Source organism: Amycolatopsis keratiniphila, assembly GCF_000400635.2.
GTDB lineage: Bacteria > Actinomycetota > Actinomycetes > Mycobacteriales > Pseudonocardiaceae > Amycolatopsis > Amycolatopsis keratiniphila.
The window spans coordinates 2,005,922-2,024,633 of record NC_021252.1 but is presented as its reverse complement, the minus strand read 5'-3'; the positions used below and the strand labels follow the sequence as shown (position 1 = coordinate 2,024,633).

Sequence of the window (18,712 nt, the reverse complement as noted above, 5' to 3'; positions counted from 1 at the left end):
TCCATGCGGAAACCACGTGTTCTGCTCGGTCTGCTGCTGGTACTGGTACTGGTCTCTTCGTCCTGCGCCGCGACCGATCAACGGACGAGCCTCCAGCGCATCCGGGACGAGAAGGTGCTGCGCGTCGGGATCGGCGCCTCTCCACCGCTCACGATCCGGCGTGGCGACGGCTCGTACATCGGCCTGGACGTCGACCTGATCGATCAGTTCGCGCGGAGCCTCGGCGTACGGGTGGAGTACGTGGGGACCAGTTACGCCACGATCATCGCCGGTCTGCAATCGGGGAAATACGACATGATCACCTCCCTGCAGGCCAGGGAAGAGCGCCGGAAAGCGGTTGACTTCGCCGATCCCCTGCTGTCCATGGGCGGCGCCTGGCTCGTGGCCAAGACCGACGCCAGGCTCACCGACCTCGCTTCGCTCAACGACCCCTCGGTCACGATCGCCTGCCTCGCCGGTGGCGCACAGTGCCTGATCTGCCGTCACATCGTGCCGAAGGCGAAGTTGCGGGAGCTGCCCTCGGCTGGATCCGGTCTGCCGGAATTGATCTCGGAACTCGGCAGCGGCCGTGCGAACGCCGTCGCCGCCGAGGCGCTGATCATGCCGGCGATCCTGGCGAAGTACCCACAATTCCGCGTGATTCCCGAATCCCCCGAGGGAGTCGACCCGGTACCTGTCGGCTGGAGCGTTCCCAAGGGCGACCACGAACTGCTCGCCGAACTCAATCGGTTCGTCGCCGAGAAGAAGGCGGACCGGACCATCGACGAAGCACTCAAGAAGTGGATCACCCCCGAGAATTCGCTGGGTGGGTGAGGGGATGGCAGCGACGGACTACACGTTCGACTGGACCTACCTGTTCACCGGAGAGGCGCTGGACGCCGCGCTCGGCGGGCTCGCCTTCACCGCCGGCCTTTCGGTGGTGTCTCTGCTGGCGGGCAGCGTGGTCGGCCTGTTCTGCGCGCTCGTGCGCGCCAACAACGTGCCGGTGCTCGCCCAGCTCGCCTATGCCTACACCGAGTTCTTCCGCACCACGCCGGGGCTGGTGCAGCTGATCTGGATCTTCTACGCGCTGCCGATCCTGCTCGGAGTCGAGCTGCCGGTGATCTCGGCCGGGGTACTGGCCTTGACCCTGAACTCGGGAGCGGTCCTCGGGGAGGTGTTCCGCGCGGGTATCACCTCGGTCGGCCCGGGTCAGCTGGAGGCCGCGGCGGTGCTGCGGTTCACCCGGTTGCAGACCATCAGCCACGTGATCCTTCCGCAGGCATTCCGCCACGTGCTTCCCGCGCTGGCGACCACTCTGATCCTCCTGATCAAGGAGTCTTCGCTGCTGAGCGTCATCGCGGTACCGGAGATCACCTACCGGGCCCAATCCATCGTCAACGCGACCTTCCGGCCGCTGGAGGTCTACACCCTGCTCGCCGTCATGTACTTCGTCGTCACCTACCCACTGTCCATGCTGAGCGGCAGGCTCGAACGCAAACTCGCGATGGTGTAGGAGAAGCATGGACGAGACCCGGGACGGGAGCGCGGCCGAGGTGCTGGCCGTGCGCGGTTTGTCGTTCGCCTACCAAAGCGGATCGCCGGTACTGCACGACATCCACCTCTCGGTGGGAGAACGGGAACTCGTGGCGGTCATGGGCCGCAGCGGCAGCGGCAAATCCACGCTGCTCCGCTGCATCGCGGGCCTGGCGGAGCCCGACGCCGGCGCGGTGCTGGTCCGGGGCCGTCGGATCAGCGGCAAAGAACGCAGGCGGGACAACGCGATCGGAATGGTGTTCCAGCAGTTCAACCTGTTCCCGCACCGGACGGTCAGGGACAACATCGTCATGCCGCTGAGGGTGGTGGACCGCGTTCCCCTGGCCACCGCGGTCCAGGTCGCCGACGAGCACCTGGAGATGGTGGGGCTCTCCGGCCTCGGCGACCGCCGCCCCACCACCCTGTCCGGCGGGCAGCAGCAGCGGCTCGCCATCGCCCGTATGTTGGCCATGCGGCCCCGGATCCTCCTGCTCGACGAGATCACTTCGGCACTCGACGCCACGTTGACCGCGGACGTGCTCGCCATCATCCGACGGCTGGCTGACACCGGGCTGCCCATGTTGATGGTGACCCACGAACTGACCTTCGCCAAACGGTTCGCCGATCGGATCGTCGTGCTCCACGACGGCCGGATCGTCACGGAAACGTCACCGGAGTACGAACAGACGCTCACGCCGGTCACCGAAATGGACCAACCTCCGAACGTCCAGCGATGACTCCTCGGAGCGGTGCCCGGCCGTCTCAGTGCGCGTCCTTCTTTTTCAGCTGTACGCCCGGTCCCCGGCGGGGCGCCGATCGGACCAGCGCCGTGATCTCGGCACGCTGCCCTACTTCGAGTTTGCGCAGAATTCTCGAGACGTGCGTCTTCACAGTCGGTTCGCTGATGTAGAGGCACCGGGCTATTTCCCTGTTGCTGTGCCCTTTCGCCACGAGTTCGGCGACTTCCTTTTCCCGGGGTGTCAGCCGGGATACCAGGTTCTCCGATTTGCGGGCAGGCCCGGTGAGAAGACTGAACATCTCGTTCCACACCGCTCCGAAGGTCTCGTTCAATTCCTGGACGGCGCGCTGGAGAGCGACTTCCTCGCTCGGCGCCGTCCGCCTGACCCGGGCGATACCCGCGCGAAGCGGCAGCAGCTTCCCGCCGATGCTGTCGGCCAGCCCTGGCGGGTAGGACCATCCCGCCGGAGGATCTTCGTCCGGGTGGCCTCCGGGACCTTCGGACCATCGTTCCGCCGACTCGTCGATCATCGTCCGTGTCAGGCGCAAGAACGCCTCGACCGCCTGCGCGTCATAGACATCCGGGCTGCACGACAATGCGGCGGCGAAGCCGATCACCCGGCACCGGCCCGCGTGCCCGGGATCGAGCACCGGCACCACGATCGCGTCCTGGAAACCGAATCGCAGGGCTTCGAGCCAGGGACTTCCGCGCAGCACCACGCCTTCGTCCTGATCGACGGTGTACGGCCACCGGCGCCCCAGGATCCAGTCACCCAGCGCGTCGGCGTCCAGCGGCGGATCCGTCTCGCCGAGGCGCAGGACACGCACCGAATCCGTCGGCCAGAAAGTATTCATCGCCACCAGAAGATGGGCTCGCAAAGAGCTTTGTTCCCGGCCGGCGACCAGCTGCGCGATCTCGTCGGTACTCTCGAGGAACGTGACGACGCGGCCCGGTAATCGAGACGTCGTCGAGTGCGACAAGGGACATGCAGGCGGCTTATCGCGACAATGGCAGAGCAACAGGTACCCCCACAGTTACCTTTGACGACCTGACGCAGATAAATGACAAAAAGGCCTCGCCATCCACGCTACGCGCGACCTCATCACCGTCAACCCGGCAAAAGCGTGGTGATCGCCGCTGATCCTGGTGATCGGCCTGTCACCGGGACCGGGACCTTCGCACCATGCCAAGATCAGGTCATGACGTCTTCGCACACGGTGTCGATCCGGCAAGCCGGCGAGCACGACGTGCCGGCACTGGCGGCGCTGCGGCGAGCATGGACGGAAGAGCAAGCGGGACAGCCGGTCGACGACGACGGTTTCGAAGAGCGCTTCGCCGGGTGGTACGCCGCCGAAGCATCGCGCCGATCGGCGTTCTTGGCCGAACTCGACGGTGAGGCCGTCGGTATGGTGAACCTCGCCCTGATCGAACGAATGCCGCGGCCCGGCATCCCCGCCACTCGATGGGCCTACCTGGGCAACGCTTTCGTGCTCGCCACGCACCGCGACCGGGAGATAGGGTCCGCTCTGGTCGACGCGGCAACCGCACACGCGCGCGTATGCGGTTGCGATCGTATCGTCCTGTCTCCCACCGAACGGTCGGTGCCCTTTTACCGGCGAGCGGGATTCGGCCCGGCGACCATGCTTTTGGCTCGGGTTCTCGACGAAGGCCGGGCGCTATAGGTTGTGCGCATGTACGTGCCGACGCCGACACAGCACGACCCACGTCCGACCGGGCAGCCGTGGTGGCTCGTCATCGGGCCGGGGTTCGCCGCGCTCATCGGACTGTTCCTGCTCACCGTGATCTACCGCTTCGACGGCGAGTCTCCCCTGCGAATCGATCTCGGCATGTCCGGCCAAGCGCTACTGCTGAACGGTCTCGTCTCGTATCTCGTCGCGGCCGCGATCGCCTTCCCCGCGGGCCTGCTGCTCGGCGCGCGCTTCCCGACGTCGGTGACCGTGCCCGCGCTCGTCCTGATGCTCATGGGCGTCCTCTTGGTCGCCTTCGTCCCGGGCAGTGGCCTGCTCCTGGTCGGCCGGGTGCTGAACGGGCTCGGCGCGGGCGCCGTCCTCGGCGTGACCGTCGCGCTGATCCGACGGCTCCAGACCGGTCGCGGCGTCGCGGCCGGGGTGGCGGCCGGTCTCGGTGTGCTCGCCTTGGCGATCGCACCGGTCCTCGGCGGCCTGCTTTCGGACGCCACCGGTTTCCGCGTGGTGTACGTGGTGGCCGCGCTGTTCGTCCTGCTCGCGCTCGTGGTCGCCGGGGTGCTCGGCATCGTCACGCTGGCCAAGCCGAAACCCCTGCCGCACGCCTGACTTTCAGGCGCCGAGCTCCCGGAGGGCCGTGAGCACGTCGTCCGGCACGTCGAGGCCGGCTTCCACTTCCGCCACCTTCGCGGCGACGCGGCGGTACGTCGCGCGGCCACGGGCGCTGAGGTGGACGAGCACGCGACGTCTGTCGGCGGCATCGACCTCGCGGTAGGCCTGCGCGGTGGTGACCAGCTTGTCGACCACCCTGGTCAGCGTCGGGGCGGTGGCGAGCGTCCGGTCGGCGAGGTCGGCCATGGCGAGACCGCCCTTGCCGCTCAGCGCGTCCAGCACCAGCCACTGGTCCAGGGTGAGGCCTTCCTTGGCGAGCACCTGCTCGACCCGGGCGGCGACGGCACGGGCGGCGCGGGTGAGCGAGCCGGTGAGCGACGTTCCGGCGGTCGTGACGCCGCGTGTCCCCATATCCCGTCCCCTTGCCAAAACCGGACACCCTCGCAATACTTCCAGGTGAAAGCACTTTGACCTTACCGGGCCACCGCACGGAGCGCCATGCCCCTACGCCTCGCCACCCGGCCCCGCGACGACACCTGGCGTGTGGCCATGGTGGTCCCGTTGCAGGGGCCCGCCGGGCTGTTCGGCCCGTCGTGCGAGGCGATCACGGAGCTGGCCGTCCACGAGCTCAACGAATCCGGCGGCATCCTCGGCCGCCAGGTCGAGGCCGAGGTCGTCGACGGCGGCGGCACCCCCGCGCAAGTGGCGGGCGATCTGCGGCGTCTCGTCGACAGCGGGCGGGTCGACGCGGTGAGCGGCTGGCACATCTCGTCGATCCGGCACGCGCTCGCGCCGGTCGTGGCCGACAGGATCCCGTACGTGTACACGTCGCTCTACGAAGGCGGCGAGCGCCGCTCGGGCATCTTCTGCACGGGCGAGACACCGCGCTGCCAGATCGAACCGGCGCTGCGCTGGCTGCGTGATCACCTCGGCACCCGCCGCTGGTTCGTCGTCGGCGACGACTACGTCTGGCCGCACCGTTCGACCCGCGCGATCCGGCAGTACGCCAAGGATCTCGATCTGCGCATCACCGGAGAGGCGTTCGTCGGGCTCGGCGCCGGTGACATGTCCACAGTGGTCCGTGGGATCGAACAGTCCACAAGCGACGGTGTGCTCATGTTGCTGGTCGGACAGGACGCGGTGCGGTTCAACCGCGCCTTCGCCGCGCACGGGCTCAGCGACCGGCTGGTCCGGTTCAGCCCGCTGATGGAGGAGAACATGCTCCTGGCGAGCGGCGCGAACGCCACCGGCAACCTCTACGTCTCCGCCGCCTACTTCCGTTCCATGGTCACCGCCGACGCGATGGACCTGCTCGGCCGCTACGTCGACCGCAACGGTCCCGGCGCCCCGGCCCTGAACAACGCCGCCGAATCCTGTTACGAGGGGCTGCATACGCTCGCGGAGCTCGTCCGCCGGGCGGGGACGCCGGAGCTTCCCGCGCTCAACGCGGCGATCGACGGCGTCGCCTATCACGGCCCGCGCGGCACGATCGAATTCCGCGGGCAGCAGGCCGATCAGCACGTCCATCTCGCGGTCGCCGACGGTTACGACTTCGAAGTCCTCACCCGGCTCTGAGCAAGCACCTCTTGACTCGCCCCGGCACACCACATACTTTCATTTGAAATTATTCCATGTGACGTCGATTACGCGGAGGTGAGCATGGGCGACGTGGGCCTGCTCTACGTCGGCGCCGCTCTGATGATCAACGGCCTGATGCTGCTCGGCCGGATACCGCCGCGGTCGGCGGCGGTGCTGAACCTGTTCGTCGGCGCGCTCCAATGCGTCACCCCGACCGTGCTGATCGTGCAGGCGGGCGGCGACCGGGACGCGATCCTCGCCGCCTCCGGCCTGTACCTGTTCGGTTTCACCTATCTGTACGTCGGCATCGCGAACCTCGCGGGCCTCGCACCCGAAGGGATCGGCTGGTTCTCGCTCTTCGTGGCGGGTGCCGCCGTGGTGTACGCGGGAATCGCCTTCTGGCACGACGGCGATCCGGTGTTCGGCGTCATCTGGCTGTCCTGGGCACTGCTGTGGACCTTGTTCTTCCTGGTCCTCGGCCTGGGAAAGGAGCATCTGACGCGGCTCACCGGCTGGACCGCCCTGCTGCTCAGCCAGCCCACGTGCACGGTGCCCGCCTTCCTCGGCCTCACCGGCGTTTACCCGTCCTGAAAAACCGTTCCGAGAAAAGGAGTCCTCATGCGACACGGTGACATTTCCGCCAGCCCGGACACGGTCGGCGTCGCGGTGGTCAACTACAAGATGCCGCGGCTGCACACCAAGGCCGAAGTCCTCGCCAACGCCCGCAAGATCGCCGAAATGGTGGTGGGCATGAAATCCGGCCTTCCCGGCATGGACCTCGTGGTGTTCCCGGAGTACTCGACGCAGGGCATCATGTACGACCCGAAGGAAATGTACGAGACCGCCGCGACGATTCCCGGCGAGGAGACCGAGATCTTCGCCGCCGCGTGCCGCGAAGCTCAGACGTGGGGCGTCTTCTCGATCACCGGAGAGCGGCACGAGGACCACCCGGACAAGCCGCCGTACAACACGCTCGTGCTCATCAACGACCGAGGCGAGATCGTCCAGAAATACCGCAAGATCCTGCCCTGGTGCCCGATCGAAGGCTGGTACCCCGGCGAGGACACCTACGTCAGCGACGGGCCCAAGGGCATGAAGATCTCGCTGATCATCTGCGACGACGGGAACTACCCGGAGATCTGGCGCGACTGCGCGATGAAGGGCGCCGAACTGATCGTGCGCTGCCAGGGCTACATGTACCCGGCCAAGGAACAGCAGATCCTGATGGCCAAGGCGATGGCGTGGGCCAACAACTGTTACGTCGCCGTCGCGAACGCCGCCGGTTTCGACGGCGTGTACTCCTACTTCGGTCATTCCGCGATCATCGGTTTCGACGGGCGCACGCTCGGCGAGACCGGCGAAGAGGAATACGGGATCCAGTACGCGCAGCTTTCGGTTTCGGCGATCCGCGACGCGCGGACCTACGACCAGTCGCAGAACCACATCTTCAAGCTGCTGCACCGCGGGTACACCGGCGTGCAGGACGCGGACGAAGGCGACAAGGGCGTGGCGGACTGCCCGTTCGACTTCTACAAGCTCTGGGTCACCGACGCCAAGAAGGCGCAGGAGAAGGTGGAGTCGATCACCCGCGACACCATCACTCCGCGGCATCCCTGACGAGGACAGCGCGCCCTAGACTCGGCGCCATGGCCAGGATCGACAGCGGCAGCCGGACGATCGCCGCCCCGCCCGAGACCGTCTACCAGGCACTCCTCGACCGGGAGTCCCTCGAAGCCTGGCTGCCGCCCGAAGGCATGCGAGGCCGGATCGAGCACTGGGATCCGCGGCCCGGCGGCGGTTTCCGGATGACCCTCACCTACCTCGACGCGTCCGCCGCGCCCGGCAAATCGTCGGACGCGACGGACGTCGTCGAGGTCGGGTTCGCCGACCTGGTTCCCGCGAAACGTGTGGTGCAGCAGGCCGTCTTCGCATCCGAAGACCCGGCGTTCGCGGGCACCATGACGATGACCTGGGACCTGGCCGCCGCGGGTGACGGCACCGAAGTGACCGTCACCGCGACGGACGTGCCGTCCGGCATCGGCCAGGCCGATCACGAGGCCGGGATCGCCTCCTCGCTGGCCAACCTGGCTTCCTTCGCCGAGACTCGCTGACGGCCGGCCGCGATGACGATCGCGGCGAGCACGGCCATCACCAGCGGCACGACCAGCGCCGCCCGGAACCCGCCGAGCGCCGCCTCCGGCGAACCACCCGTGCCGAGGACGGCGACGTTGACGGCGGTCACCACGGAAAGCCCGAGCGCCGCGCCGAACTGGAACGCCGTGTACAGCAGACCGCCCGCGAGCCCCTGTTCGTTCTCGGCGATCCCGTCGGTGGCGACGATCGTCAGCGGACCGTAGGCGAGCGCGAAGCCGAGACCCAGGATGATCATCGACGGGAACATCGCCGCGTACGTCCAGTCCAGGCCCAACGGCAGGAAGAGCGCGTAGGACACGGCCGCGAGCACGAGCCCGCCGAAGATCAGCCGCGTGTTGCCGAACCTCGCCACCAGCCGCGGGGTGAGCGTCGGCGCGAGGATCGCGTCGATCCCGACCGCCAGCAGCGCCAGGCTCGTCTCCACCGTCGACCAGCCCCGCAGTTCCTGCAGGTACAGCGTGACCAGGAACTGGAAGCCGAAGAACGAGCCCGCGAACAGCAGCGCGCTGACGTTCGCCCGCACCAGCGGCCCCGACTTCAGGATGCCCAGCCGCACCAGCGGCGCGGGCGAGCGGCGTTCGACGGACACGAAGGCCACCAGCGCGGCCACTCCCCCGGCGAACGAGGCGACGGTCCAGCCCCAGCCCTGCCCGGGGTGTTCCAGCCGGACCACCGCGTAGGCGATCAGCAGCATCGCCGCCGTGACGGTGACCGCTCCGGCGAGGTCGAGGCGACGCGGCCCGCGTTCCTCACGGGCGGGTTCCTTGATGAGCCAGAGCGCGGCGAGCAGGATGACCGCGGACAGGATCACCGGGGTGAAGAACACCCAGCGCCAGTCGATCCTGGTCAGCAGGCCGCCGATGACGAGGCCGAGCGAGAAGCCGCCCGCCCCGGTGCCGGCGTAGAACAGCAGGGCCTTGTTGCGCTTCGGGCCCTCTTCGAAGCTCGTGGTGATGATGGACAGGCCCGCCGGGGTCATGAAGGCCGCGGCGACGCCGGTGACGAACCGGGCGAGCAGCAGCATCCAGCCTTCGGTGGCGAAGCCGCCCAGCCCGGAGAAGACGAGGAACACCACCAGCCAGCCGACGAACATGCGGCGGCGGCCGTACAGGTCGGCGGCGCGCCCGCCCAGCAGCATGAACCCGCCGTAGCCGAGCACGTAGGCGCTCACCACGCCGCTCAGCGTCGCGGTCGACAGGCCGAGTTCGGCCCGGATGGACGGCAGCGCCACGTTCAGCATCGCGACGTCGATGCCCTCCAGGAAGATGGCGCCGCACAGCACTACGAGCACGCCCCAGGCCCGCCCGCCCATCCGGTCGGCACGCGGAAGCGTTTGCGAGTTGCTCAAGATCGGATCTCCCTCGGTGAACGGGAACCGACGGTTACCCATCGGCCGGTCGGTTCCCTCTTGTAACCAAGGGGATCTTCCGTCACCATCGATGACCATGGAAGAAGGCACTTTGAACTCACCTAGTCGTTGTGAACTCACCGAGGAGGACTACGAGGCCTTCCAGTGGGACACGCGCGAGGACTGCGAGGTCCGCCAGATCCTGGACCGGGTGGCGGACAAGTGGTCGCTCCTGGTGATCGCCCTGCTGGACCGCAACACCCTGCGGTTCACCGAGCTCAAGTACAAGATCGACGGCATCAGCCAGCGCATGCTCACCACCACGCTGCGGCATCTGGAACGCGACGGGCTGGTGAGCCGGACCGTCTATCCGGTGGTGCCGCCCCGGGTCGAGTACGCGCTGACGCCGCTGGGCATGACGCTGCACAAGACCATCCAGTCGCTGGTCACCTGGACCGAGGACCACCAGAGCGAAATCGCCCTCGCGCGCGCCCAGTACGACAAACGCGTCACCGCCTAGGGAGTCGCATGGCCAGGCTGTCCGGAGGGGATCCGTCACTGCTGCGGCGGCTCAACGCCATCGCCGTCCTGCGCGCGCTGTACGCGGCCGAGGAGCTCACCCTCGCGGAACTGGTCAAGGCGAGCGAGGTCTCCCGGCCGACCGTCGAGGAGATCGCCGCGGACCTCGGCGAACAGGGCTTGGTCGAGGAGGTCCCGCTCTCCCCCGGCGCGCCGCGGCCGCGGGGCAGACCAGCCAAGCGGTACCGGTTCCGCCAGGAGTCCGGGCACGTCGCCGGCCTCGAGATCGGCCCGCATCAGGCGTTGTGCCTGGTCGCCGACCTGCGTGGCGACGTCGTCGGACGGGCGCGGGCCGGGCTCACCCCGGAAACGGCCGCCGCCGACCGGCTCGGCGCCGCGCACCGGGTGCTCGGCGCGGCCGCCGAAGGCCATGCCAACCTGCGGATACTCGGTGTCGGCACCACCGGTGTGGTGTCCGGCGGCAAGGTCGTCCACAACTACCGGCTTCCCGGCTGGACCGGCGTCGACCTGCCGGCGGAGTTCGGCGGCGGCTGCCCGGTGCTGGCAGGCAACGACACCGAACTCGCGACGCTGGCCGAACACTGGCGCGGCGCCGCGCACGGCCTCGACGACGTCGTCTACGTGCGGGCCGGACCCGCCGTCTCGCTGGGCCTGCTGCTCGGCGGGAAGCTGCACGCCGGCCACCACGGGGCGGCGGGCGAGATCGGCGCCCTGCGGCAGGCGGGCGGGTTCCTCGAGCTCGTCGCCGCCACGATCATCGCCGTCGACCCGGAGCTGGTGGTGATCGGCGGCGCCGAGGACCCGCTGACGGTGCCGCTGCGCGCCGAACTGGCCCGTCTGGCGCTGTTCCCGGTGCGCGTCGAAACGTCGGCGCTCGGCGAGGACGCGGTCGCGCTCGGCGCGGTCCGGCTGGCGCTGAGCCGGGTCGAGCGCGAACTGTTCAGCGTCGCGGACGTCGCCTGAGCAGGCTGATCGCCACGATCAGCACGGCCACCGCACCGCTGGTGAACAGCTGCGTCCGCGCGTCGGCGTCCGTCCACATGAGAACGAGGACGCCCGCCATCGCGAGCAGCGCGACCCAGCTGAGCCACGGGAAACCCCACATCCGCACCGGCAGGTCGGCGGCCGTGCCGTCACGTTCCGCCGCCTTCCGCAGCCGCAGCTGGGAGACGGCGACGAAGATCCAGACCAGCAGGATGTTCGCCCCGATGGCGTTGAGCAGGAACGGAAGCACGTGTTCGGGGGCGAGGAAGTTCAGCAATACGGCCACGAAACCGAAGGCCACCGAAGCGAGCACCGCCGTCCGCGGGACACCCGTGCCGGACAGTTTCAGCATCGCGCGCGGCGCTTCACCGCGTTCGGCCAAGGAGAACACCATCCGCGAGGCACCGTAGAGGTTCGCGTTGAGCGCCGAGAGCAACGAGGTCAGCACGACGAAACTCATCAGCAGCGCCGCCGACGGCACCCCGACCTTCTCCAGGATGGTGACGAAGGGGCTGGTGTTGGCCGAAGCGGATTCCCACGGCAGCAACAGCACCATCAGTGCCACGGAACCGATGTAGAACAGCAGCAGCCGCACGATGACCGTGCGCGTGGTGCGGCGGATCGAACCCGCCGGGTCGTCGGACTCCGCCGCCGCGATGGTCACCAGTTCCATGCCGCCGAAGGAGAACGCGACCGCGAGCAGGCCGGTCAGCACCCCTTGGAGGCCGTTGGGCAGGAAACCGCCGTGTCCGGTGAGATTGCTCAGCCCGACCGGCGTCGTGCCCGGCAGGACCCCGAACACCGCGAGGGTGCCGAGTACGAGGAAGGCGACCACGGCGGTCACCTTGATCGCGCCGAACCAGAACTCGAACTCCCCGAACGAGCGCACGGCGAACAGGTTCACCACGGTCAGCACCGCCATGAACAGCAGCACCCAGGTCCACTGTGGAACCTGGGGCAGCAGCTCGTTCGCGATCGCCGCGGCCGCGGTCGCCTCGGCGGCGACCACGACCACCAGCAGCGACCAGTACAGCCAGCCGACGGTGAACCCGGCCCAGCGGCCGAGCGCCTTCTCCGCGTACACCGAGAACGAGCCGCTGCTCGGCTCGGCGGCCGCCATCTCGCCCAGCATGCGCATCACGAGCACCATGAGCAGGCCCGCGACCACATAGGACAGCAGGATGCCGGGGCCCGCGGTCTTGATCCCCGCGCCGGTGCCGACGAACAGCCCGGCGCCGATCGCCCCGCTGATGGCCAGCATGGTGACGTGCCGCCGCCGGAACCCGTTTCCGAGCGATTTCGTCTCGATCGCGGTCACGGGTTCGGCGGGACCTGGTGCGGGCATGGCGGATCCATTCGTCTGCGGTACTGGCGAGCTCAACCGCGGGACAACTCTTCCAGCCGCTCGTGCAGCCGGTCGACGTGGTCCTCGCTTTCGGGCTTCATCAGCACGCTACGCAGGATCCTCGCGCCGTCCGCATCCGCGTCGACCCCGGTGTGACGCAGACCGAACTGCGCCTCGCCGATCCGCAGCGTGCTGAGGAACACCGGCTCCCTGGCAGCCGCCATTCCGGTGCGCAGGATCCGCGCGCTCTCCTCGTCGATCCTCGACAGCGAAAGCGGCTCCGTGCGGGGGAAGTAGGTGACGATGTCGAGTTCCGGTGGCTGGTACAGGTCGAACCGCTCGGAGTCCTCCAGCAGCTTCGCCCACCGCAACGCCGCGCGGCGCCCGGCCGCGAGCACCTTGCCCAGTCCGTCGGGGGTGGGCGGCAGGACGCGGAAGGTGAGCCACAACGCGGCGGCGGCCGCGCCCGCCCGGGAGCATTCGAGGCTGATCTCGCCGAGATGCAGCTCTTCCGAGGTGAAGTAGGTGTACGGCGAATCGTGCAGGAAGAACCGGCCCACCGCGGGGTCGGAGAACAGCACCGCGCCGCAGCCGTAGGGCTGGAGGCCGTGCTTGTGCGGGTCGATGACGATCGAGTCGGCCTCGGCGATGGCGTGCCACGGGGCTTCGGGCAGCCCTTCCGGACCGTCCAAACCGGACAGAAGCCGGAAGAATCCCCCGTAGGCGGCGTCGACGTGCACCCGGACGCCGTAGCGCTCGCGCAGTGCCAGCGCCTCGTGGATCGGCTCCACCGTGCCGAGCGCGGTCGTCCCGGCGGTGAGGACGACGGTGCCGATCTTCCCGGTGCGCAGCAGCTTTTCGAGCGCGTCGAGGTCCATCGCGCCGCGCGCGTCGACGGGTACCGTGTGCCCCTCGACGCCGAGGACGCCGCACATCCGGCCGTGCGTGTAGTGCGCCTCGGCGCTGTACGCGATGCCCTTGCCGGGATGCGTTTCCCGCGCGACGAACAGGGCCTCGAGGTTCGCGATCGTGCCACTGGTGGTCAGATGCCCCAGATGCTCGGTGTAGCCGAACATCGTGGCCAGGGCCTGGACGACCTCGCGTTCCATCTCGGCCGTCGCGGGGCCGCCGTCGAGCGCGTGGTTGTTGGGGTTGACCAGCATCGCGGTCAGGTAGCCGACCACGGCGGCCGGATGCGGCGGTTTGAGCATCTGGCCGGCGTAGGACGGGTGGAAGAACGGGTAGTTGTCCTTCAACCGCTCGGTGAGCTCCTCGAACGCCGTCTCGAACCGCCCGTCGGAGATCTCCAGCGACGGATGCGGCCGGACGGGGGTGAACGTCTCCGCCCACGCCTCGTTCGACGTCAACGCCTGACCGAGCCAGTACCGGAAGTCCATCAAGGGCGCCCTTCGCTTCGTTCGGCTCCAAAAAACGTAGGAGTCGCCGGAGGTTTCGCGCAACCGTCTTCGGTAGGGGTCAGCTTCCCCGGGTCCGCCGTTCTTCGCCCTTCTCCTCCAGCTGCCGGACGATCTCCCTCAGTGAAGCGGCCAGCTCGGTGCACTTCTCGGAGCTGAGCCGTTCGGTGACGAACGCTTCCTCCTGGTTGAACTCGGGGAAGAGCTCCCGCATCAGCCGCTCGCCCTCCGGGGTCAGCGCGAGCAGCACCAGCCGTCCGTCGACGGGGTGTTTGCGCCGGGTGACCAGGCCGTGCGCCTCTAAGGTCTTCATCACCCCGGTCAGCGTCCCCTTGGTGATCCCGGATTCCGCGGCGACGTGCCTGGTCTCCTTCTCGCCGAAGATCCACACCACCCAGAGCACCACGAACGCGGTCCAGGTGAGGCCCGCGGTGCGCAGTACCGAGTTCTCGAAATGCAGCCGGACCGCGGTCGCGGCGCGGTGGAGGTTGGCCACCGCCTCCATCCGCTCCCACAGCAGCGGGATACCGCCCAGTTTGGCCCGGACGGCGTTCTCGGTCTCGGCCAGCGTGTGATACCCGGTCAACAGCCACATCCTCACCGGCCCCGGAGGCACCAGCCCGGTGGGCACGCACCCCCGCGCACCCGCTCCGCAGATCGTATGCGGAACGGGCGGGAGTCCACAGTGGTCTTTCCGGGTTGCTCTTCGCTAAGCGGCGGGCGCCAAGGGCTCCAGCAGATCCTGTCCTGTTTCGGACAATTCCGCGGGTACCCGGCTGCCGGGAACGCCGCCGGGGGGCCGGATCAGCCCGGCGTGGGCCAGTCGGTGGGCCGTGCTCTGGTCACTGCACGGCAGGCCGTCGACGTAGAGATCGGGCTCCAGGCTGACGGTCATCTCGGCCCTGCCCTGTGCCACGGCTCGCAGCATGGCCAGGGCTCGCGCTGACCAGCCTTCGGGATCTTTGGTGTGTTCGGTCATTCGGGGTCACTCCTCTGACCTGAGGTTTTCCCGGCGGCCGCGGTTCAAACATGAGCCCGGTCACCGTTGGGGAACGGCCGCGCGGTGCTCGGCGATGTCCCCGAACAGGTCACCCATCTCCTCGACGCGTTCGAGCACTTGTTCGGCGGTGAACAGCAGGTCGGCGGCCTTGCGGCAGGCTTCGACCTCCTCCCAGGTCACCGGCGTGGAGACGGTCGGGATGGCGCGGCCGCGCAGCGAGTACGGCGCGATGGTGGTCTTGGCGGTGTTGTTCTGGCTCCAGTCGATGAACACACGGCCTGGGCGGATGGCCTTCGTCATCTTGGCGACGATGGTTTCCGGTGACCGGCGCGCGAGTTCCTCCGCGACGGCCTTGGCGTACTCGGACGTGCGTTCGTCGGAGCGCGTGCGCACCGGGCAGTACAACTGCATTCCCTTGTTGCCGCTGGTCTTCGCGTACACCGTGAGACCGTCTCCGATGAGCAGGTCGCTGAGCGTCTCGGCCACCCGGCAGCAGTCGACGACGTCCGCGGGCGGTCCGGGATCGAGGTCGAACACCAGCAGATCGGGGGATTTCCGCGCGCCGCGCGGGCCGACCGTCCACTGTGGAACATGCAGTTCCAGCGCGGCGAGATTGGCCGCCCACATCAGCGTCGGGAGATCGCCGACGACGGGGTAGTCGAGCGTCTCCTCCCCGCCCCGGCGGCCGCGGTTGGTGAGCCGCGCGGTGCGCACCCAATCGGGCGCGTGGCGGGAAACGTTCTTCTCGTAGAACGGTTCGCCGTCGACCCCGTCGGGGAACCGGCGGAAGGTGGCGGCTCGGTCGCGCAGATGCGGGAGCATCACCGGGGCTATCCGGCGGTAGTAATCGAGGACCTCGCGTTTGGTGAACCCGTGCGCGGGATAGAGCACCTTGTCCAGATTGGACAGCCCCAGCCGCCGACCCTCGACCTCGACCGTTATCCGCTCCTCAGGCACCCTTCGACGATAGATCACCGGCGGGGTTTCCGGGGTACCGTGAGGCATGAGTACCGTGCCGGACGCGATCGCCCCGATGCTGGCGACCGACGGTGACCTGCCCACCGGCGGGTGGGGGTACGAATACAAATGGGACGGCTACCGCTGCTGCCTGCGTGTCGCGCGCGACGGCGAAACGCGCCTGACCAGCCGCCGCGGGCTCGACATCACGGCGACGTACCCGGATGTCACCGGCGAGGCGCTCGATGGTCACGAAGCCGTCCTCGACGGCGAGATCGTCGTGCTCGACGAGCAGGGGCGGCCCAGCTTCCCGCTGCTCCAGACCCGGCACCTGCGCACGCCGGACGCGTCGCTGCTGGAACGCAGCCCGGTGCACTTCTTCGCCTTCGACGTGCTGCTCCTCGACGGCGACGTCCTGCTCGACGAGCCGTACGAGGCCCGGCGCGAGGTGCTGACGTCCCTGGGCGCCGGCGGCCGCATCGCCATCCCACCGGGGTACACCGACGAAGACATCTCACCCGATCAGCTGCTCGACGTCGTCCGGCAGCACGGGCTCGAAGGCTTGATCGCGAAGAAGCTCGACAGCCGGTATTACCCCGGCAAGCGGACACGGCAGTGGGTCAAACGGGCGGTGTGGCACACCCAGGAGGTCGTGGTCGGCGGCTGGCGGCCCGGCGACGGGCGTCGGTCGGGGACGCTCGGCGCGTTGCTGCTCGGCGCCCATGACGAAGCCGGGGACCTGCGGTACATCGGCGACGTCGGGACCGGGTTCACCGACAAGGTCCTCGAAGACCTGCATGCCCGGCTCACCCCGCTGGAGCGGAAGAAGCCTCCCTTCGCTTCGGAGGTCCCGCGCGATCGGGCGCGGCGGGCGCACTGGGTGGAGCCGGAACTCGTCGGCGAGGTCGTGCACCGGAACTGGACACCGGACGGCCGGCTGCGGCATACGACCTGGCGGGGTTTGCGGGCGGACAAGACGCCTGAGGACGTCAAGCTTCCCTCCTCTGGATGAAGCGCAGCAGATTGCCGGAGGGGTCGAGGAACGCGCAATCACGTACCCCGCCGGGCCGGTCGATCGGTTCCTGCATCACTTCCGCACCCGCGGCCTCGATGCGCTCGAAGGTGCCGTCGCAGTCGTCGGTCGCGAAGACGAGCCGGTTCAGCAAGGCCTTGGACATCAGGTCTTCGATCGCGGACCGGTCGGCCGGTGAGGCACCGCGGTCCGCGTCGGGTGGTTCGAGGACGATCCGCACGTCCGGCTGCGAAGGCGGCCCGATGCTCACCGGTCCGTCACTCCACACGGTGAAACCGAGCACGTCACGGTAGAAACCGAGCGCGCTGCCGAGATCGTGGACGGCGAGCGTGCACGAGAAGAACCGGATCATTTGGCGCTGAGGAAGACGATTTCGAGACCGCGAAGGCGTTCCGGGTCCGTGTCGATGTCGATCCGGGTGATCCTCCCGTCGCGAACGCTGAACGTGAAGACGGCCTTCGCTTCGCCGCGATGCGACCAGACCGCCGACGGATCCCCGCCGACCAGGGCCGGCCGGGCCGCCTCCGCGCGTCCGGAGAAGAAGGCCGCGACCGCGTGGCCGCCGCGGACCTCGCCGACCACGGCGTCCGGGTCGAGCACTTCGAGGAGGGCTTCGAAATCACCGTTCCGGGCGGCTGCCAGGAAGGCGGCGATGACCTCCCGTTTCGGGGATCGCGCCGCGTCGGTCTCGTCGGAAGCGGTCCGCACCCGGCGTCTGGCCCGGCTCGCGAGCTGCCGGGCTGCCGCCGGTGAACGGCCGAGAACCGTGCCGATCTCGCCGAACGACACGGCGAACACGTCGTGCAGGACGAACGCGAGCCGCTCGGCGGGGTTCAGCTTGTCCAGCACCACCATCAGCGCGACCCCGACCGAGTCGGCCAGCAGCGCCTCGTCCTCCGGATCCTCCTTGGTGACATCGGGCAGGGCGGGCTCGGGAGGCATCGCCCCCGCGGCCTCCTCCCGTCTGGCGCGGCGGGCTTCCAGCATGTTCAGGCAGACCCTGGCGACGACCGTGGTCAGCCAGCCCGCCGGATTCTCGATCTCGTCGGTATCCGCGCGGCTGACCCGCAGCCACGCCTCCTGCACCGCGTCCTCGGCCTCCCCGGGCGAGCCGAGTATCCGGTAGGCCACCGCCCGCAAGCGGCCCTGGTGCTCGGCGAACCGCTCGCTCACCCACTCCTGCTCGGCCATCTGTCACATTCCTCCGTCCGGGTCTGTCACTGCGAATGACCGGCGAACCCGTCCCGATGTGACATCGCCGGTCCGACCACCCGTTTCGAATCCAGGAGATCATCATGAAAGCGCACGTCAGCTCGATCCTCCTCGGCGTCAAGGACCTGGCCAGGTCCAAGGCGTTCTACACGGAGGGCCTCGGCTGGAAGATCAAGGACGACTACGGCGTCTCGGTGTTCTTCGAACCGGACGGCGGCACCTGGGTCGGCTTCTACGGCCGCGAAGGCCTCGCGGCCCAGGTGGGCACGAGCCCGGAGGGCACTGGCTTCAGCGGGCTGGTCCTCAGTTACGTCGTCCGCAGCGAGGCGCGCGTCGACGAGATCGTCGCCGAGGCCGAGAAGGCCGGGGCCACGGTCCTGAAGCCCGCGGGCGCCCTGGCGTGGGGCGGGTACGGAGGCACCTTCGCGGACCTGGACGGCTACGTCTGGAGCATCAGCTACAGCGGGAAGAGCACGGATCAGCCGTACGCGGAGTGATCACCGGGTGAGCCTGGGCCCCTCGTGTTCTGGCGAGGGGCCCGGTGTCTCCGGCGTGTCAGCGCCGTGGCGGTCCG

The 18,712-nt window shown here is 68.6% G+C and carries 23 protein-coding genes; 13 read left to right on the top strand and 10 right to left on the bottom strand.

Annotation, left to right across the window (positions count from 1 at the left end):
* Positions 1-3: 3 nt before the first annotated feature.
* The 3 genes from AORI_RS50445 to AORI_RS50435 are packed head-to-tail and all read left to right on the top strand — an operon-like array spanning position 4 to position 2,252.
* On the top strand, positions 4-813 hold the full coding sequence (locus AORI_RS50445; protein WP_016332277.1) for an ABC transporter substrate-binding protein: 810 nt from the start codon (positions 4-6) through the stop codon (positions 811-813).
* A gap of 4 nt (positions 814-817) precedes the next feature.
* Positions 818-1,495: an amino acid ABC transporter permease gene (locus tag AORI_RS50440; protein WP_043848650.1), complete on the top strand. Its 678-nt coding sequence runs from the start codon at positions 818-820 to the stop codon at positions 1,493-1,495.
* A 7-nt stretch (positions 1,496-1,502) separates the two neighbouring features.
* On the top strand, positions 1,503-2,252 hold the full coding sequence (locus tag AORI_RS50435) for an amino acid ABC transporter ATP-binding protein (protein WP_016332275.1): 750 nt from the start codon (positions 1,503-1,505) through the stop codon (positions 2,250-2,252).
* 25 nt (positions 2,253-2,277) lie between these two features.
* On the opposite strand, the gene AORI_RS84665 is transcribed toward AORI_RS50435, so the two are convergent.
* Complete coding sequence (locus tag AORI_RS84665) at positions 2,278-3,108, bottom strand: helix-turn-helix transcriptional regulator (RefSeq protein WP_275451464.1); 831 nt, start codon at positions 3,106-3,108, stop codon at positions 2,278-2,280.
* Positions 3,109-3,453: 345 nt separating this feature from the next.
* Between AORI_RS84665 and AORI_RS50425 the strand changes: the two genes are divergently transcribed.
* Positions 3,454-3,936 (top strand): GNAT family N-acetyltransferase, encoded by a 483-nt coding sequence (locus AORI_RS50425; RefSeq protein ID WP_016332273.1) that lies wholly within the window; start codon positions 3,454-3,456, stop codon positions 3,934-3,936.
* 9 nt (positions 3,937-3,945) lie between these two features.
* Positions 3,946-4,569, top strand: coding sequence for an MFS transporter (locus AORI_RS50420; RefSeq protein ID WP_016332272.1), 624 nt, complete (start codon positions 3,946-3,948; stop codon positions 4,567-4,569).
* A 3-nt stretch (positions 4,570-4,572) separates the two neighbouring features.
* On the opposite strand, the gene AORI_RS50415 is transcribed toward AORI_RS50420, so the two are convergent.
* Positions 4,573-4,983 carry a MarR family transcriptional regulator gene (locus AORI_RS50415; protein WP_016332271.1) on the bottom strand — a complete coding sequence of 137 codons (411 nt, stop codon included), beginning with the start codon at positions 4,981-4,983 and terminating at the stop codon, positions 4,573-4,575.
* Positions 4,984-5,070: 87 nt separating this feature from the next.
* Here AORI_RS50415 and AORI_RS50410 point away from each other — a divergent pair, with 87 nt between their 5' ends.
* From AORI_RS50410 to AORI_RS50395, 4 genes are all read left to right on the top strand, one after another.
* A complete protein-coding gene (locus AORI_RS50410) occupies positions 5,071-6,147 on the top strand; it encodes a substrate-binding domain-containing protein (protein ID WP_267283972.1) in 1,077 nt (358 codons plus the stop codon).
* 84 nt (positions 6,148-6,231) lie between these two features.
* A complete protein-coding gene (locus AORI_RS50405; protein ID WP_016332269.1) occupies positions 6,232-6,741 on the top strand; it encodes an AmiS/UreI family transporter in 510 nt (169 codons plus the stop codon).
* 27 nt (positions 6,742-6,768) lie between these two features.
* The gene (locus tag AORI_RS50400) at positions 6,769-7,767 is read left to right on the top strand and encodes an aliphatic amidase (protein WP_016332268.1); all 999 of its coding nucleotides are present in this window, start codon (positions 6,769-6,771) and stop codon (positions 7,765-7,767) included.
* A gap of 29 nt (positions 7,768-7,796) precedes the next feature.
* The gene (locus AORI_RS50395) at positions 7,797-8,261 is read left to right on the top strand and encodes an SRPBCC family protein (protein ID WP_043847971.1); all 465 of its coding nucleotides are present in this window, start codon (positions 7,797-7,799) and stop codon (positions 8,259-8,261) included.
* On the opposite strand, the gene AORI_RS50390 is transcribed toward AORI_RS50395, so the two are convergent.
* Positions 8,201-9,694, bottom strand: coding sequence for an MFS transporter (locus AORI_RS50390; protein WP_016332267.1), 1,494 nt, complete (start codon positions 9,692-9,694; stop codon positions 8,201-8,203). The two genes, AORI_RS50395 and AORI_RS50390, sit on opposite strands and share 61 nt — an antisense overlap.
* A gap of 49 nt (positions 9,695-9,743) precedes the next feature.
* On the opposite strand from AORI_RS50390, the gene AORI_RS50385 reads away from it, so the two are divergent.
* Complete coding sequence (locus AORI_RS50385) at positions 9,744-10,172, top strand: winged helix-turn-helix transcriptional regulator (RefSeq protein WP_081809649.1); 429 nt, start codon at positions 9,744-9,746, stop codon at positions 10,170-10,172.
* A gap of 8 nt (positions 10,173-10,180) precedes the next feature.
* Entirely contained in the window at positions 10,181-11,155 is a 975-nt protein-coding gene (locus tag AORI_RS50380) for an ROK family transcriptional regulator (RefSeq protein ID WP_016332265.1), read from the top strand.
* Here the strand turns inward: AORI_RS50380 and AORI_RS50375 are convergent.
* The 5 genes from AORI_RS50375 to ligD (AORI_RS50355) form a co-directional block, all read right to left on the bottom strand.
* Positions 11,133-12,521: an amino acid permease gene (locus tag AORI_RS50375; protein ID WP_016332264.1), complete on the bottom strand. Its 1,389-nt coding sequence runs from the start codon at positions 12,519-12,521 to the stop codon at positions 11,133-11,135. The genes AORI_RS50380 and AORI_RS50375 overlap by 23 nt on opposite strands.
* A 32-nt stretch (positions 12,522-12,553) precedes the next feature.
* A complete protein-coding gene (locus AORI_RS50370) occupies positions 12,554-13,918 on the bottom strand; it encodes a pyridoxal phosphate-dependent decarboxylase family protein (protein ID WP_016332263.1) in 1,365 nt (454 codons plus the stop codon).
* Positions 13,919-13,997: 79 nt separating this feature from the next.
* The gene (locus AORI_RS50365) at positions 13,998-14,531 is read right to left on the bottom strand and encodes a MarR family winged helix-turn-helix transcriptional regulator (RefSeq protein ID WP_123798827.1); all 534 of its coding nucleotides are present in this window, start codon (positions 14,529-14,531) and stop codon (positions 13,998-14,000) included.
* 114 nt (positions 14,532-14,645) lie between these two features.
* Positions 14,646-14,915, bottom strand: a complete 270-nt coding sequence (locus AORI_RS50360) for a hypothetical protein (RefSeq protein WP_016332261.1) — start codon at positions 14,913-14,915, stop codon at positions 14,646-14,648.
* Positions 14,916-14,975: 60 nt separating this feature from the next.
* Entirely contained in the window at positions 14,976-15,893 is a 918-nt protein-coding gene (ligD, locus tag AORI_RS50355; RefSeq protein ID WP_016332260.1) for a non-homologous end-joining DNA ligase, read from the bottom strand.
* 46 nt (positions 15,894-15,939) lie between these two features.
* On the opposite strand from ligD (AORI_RS50355), the gene ligD (AORI_RS50350) reads away from it, so the two are divergent.
* Positions 15,940-16,905, top strand: coding sequence for a non-homologous end-joining DNA ligase (ligD, locus tag AORI_RS50350; protein ID WP_043847970.1), 966 nt, complete (start codon positions 15,940-15,942; stop codon positions 16,903-16,905).
* On the opposite strand, the gene AORI_RS50345 is transcribed toward ligD (AORI_RS50350), so the two are convergent.
* Together AORI_RS50345 and AORI_RS50340 are read right to left on the bottom strand one after the other, a co-directional pair.
* Positions 16,883-17,278, bottom strand: coding sequence for a VOC family protein (locus AORI_RS50345; RefSeq protein ID WP_016332258.1), 396 nt, complete (start codon positions 17,276-17,278; stop codon positions 16,883-16,885). The genes ligD (AORI_RS50350) and AORI_RS50345 overlap by 23 nt on opposite strands.
* Positions 17,275-18,117: a sigma-70 family RNA polymerase sigma factor gene (locus AORI_RS50340; protein ID WP_016332257.1), complete on the bottom strand. Its 843-nt coding sequence runs from the start codon at positions 18,115-18,117 to the stop codon at positions 17,275-17,277. The genes AORI_RS50345 and AORI_RS50340 overlap by 4 nt, the downstream gene beginning before the upstream one ends.
* Positions 18,118-18,221: 104 nt before the next feature.
* On the opposite strand from AORI_RS50340, the gene AORI_RS50335 reads away from it, so the two are divergent.
* The gene (locus tag AORI_RS50335) at positions 18,222-18,635 is read left to right on the top strand and encodes a VOC family protein (protein ID WP_016332256.1); all 414 of its coding nucleotides are present in this window, start codon (positions 18,222-18,224) and stop codon (positions 18,633-18,635) included.
* The last annotated feature ends 77 nt before the right edge of the window (positions 18,636-18,712 follow it).

Bases quoted from the DNA above. Each gene is read 5' to 3' on its own strand.
- AORI_RS50370 (WP_016332263.1), bottom strand. From the start codon at position 13,918: ATGGACTTCCGGTACTGGCTCGGTCAGGCGTTGACGTCGAACGAGGCG.
- AORI_RS50425 (WP_016332273.1), top strand. From the start codon at position 3,454: ATGACGTCTTCGCACACGGTGTCGATCCGGCAAGCCGGCGAGCACGAC.
- AORI_RS50390 (WP_016332267.1), bottom strand. From the start codon at position 9,694: ATGGGTAACCGTCGGTTCCCGTTCACCGAGGGAGATCCGATCTTGAGC.
- AORI_RS50410 (WP_267283972.1), top strand. From the start codon at position 5,071: ATGCCCCTACGCCTCGCCACCCGGCCCCGCGACGACACCTGGCGTGTG.
- AORI_RS50340 (WP_016332257.1), bottom strand. From the start codon at position 18,117: ATGGCCGAGCAGGAGTGGGTGAGCGAGCGGTTCGCCGAGCACCAGGGC.
- AORI_RS84665 (WP_275451464.1), bottom strand. From the start codon at position 3,108: ATGAATACTTTCTGGCCGACGGATTCGGTGCGTGTCCTGCGCCTCGGC.
- AORI_RS50365 (WP_123798827.1), bottom strand. From the start codon at position 14,531: ATGTGGCTGTTGACCGGGTATCACACGCTGGCCGAGACCGAGAACGCC.
- AORI_RS50385 (WP_081809649.1), top strand. From the start codon at position 9,744: ATGACCATGGAAGAAGGCACTTTGAACTCACCTAGTCGTTGTGAACTC.
- AORI_RS50395 (WP_043847971.1), top strand. From the start codon at position 7,797: ATGGCCAGGATCGACAGCGGCAGCCGGACGATCGCCGCCCCGCCCGAG.
- AORI_RS50375 (WP_016332264.1), bottom strand. From the start codon at position 12,521: ATGCCCGCACCAGGTCCCGCCGAACCCGTGACCGCGATCGAGACGAAA.
- AORI_RS50420 (WP_016332272.1), top strand. From the start codon at position 3,946: ATGTACGTGCCGACGCCGACACAGCACGACCCACGTCCGACCGGGCAG.
- AORI_RS50440 (WP_043848650.1), top strand. From the start codon at position 818: ATGGCAGCGACGGACTACACGTTCGACTGGACCTACCTGTTCACCGGA.
- AORI_RS50335 (WP_016332256.1), top strand. From the start codon at position 18,222: ATGAAAGCGCACGTCAGCTCGATCCTCCTCGGCGTCAAGGACCTGGCC.
- AORI_RS50435 (WP_016332275.1), top strand. From the start codon at position 1,503: ATGGACGAGACCCGGGACGGGAGCGCGGCCGAGGTGCTGGCCGTGCGC.
- AORI_RS50380 (WP_016332265.1), top strand. From the start codon at position 10,181: ATGGCCAGGCTGTCCGGAGGGGATCCGTCACTGCTGCGGCGGCTCAAC.
- AORI_RS50400 (WP_016332268.1), top strand. From the start codon at position 6,769: ATGCGACACGGTGACATTTCCGCCAGCCCGGACACGGTCGGCGTCGCG.
- AORI_RS50405 (WP_016332269.1), top strand. From the start codon at position 6,232: ATGGGCGACGTGGGCCTGCTCTACGTCGGCGCCGCTCTGATGATCAAC.
- AORI_RS50445 (WP_016332277.1), top strand. From the start codon at position 4: ATGCGGAAACCACGTGTTCTGCTCGGTCTGCTGCTGGTACTGGTACTG.
- AORI_RS50360 (WP_016332261.1), bottom strand. From the start codon at position 14,915: ATGACCGAACACACCAAAGATCCCGAAGGCTGGTCAGCGCGAGCCCTG.
- AORI_RS50415 (WP_016332271.1), bottom strand. From the start codon at position 4,983: ATGGGGACACGCGGCGTCACGACCGCCGGAACGTCGCTCACCGGCTCG.
- ligD (WP_043847970.1), top strand. From the start codon at position 15,940: ATGAGTACCGTGCCGGACGCGATCGCCCCGATGCTGGCGACCGACGGT.
- AORI_RS50345 (WP_016332258.1), bottom strand. From the start codon at position 17,278: ATGATCCGGTTCTTCTCGTGCACGCTCGCCGTCCACGATCTCGGCAGC.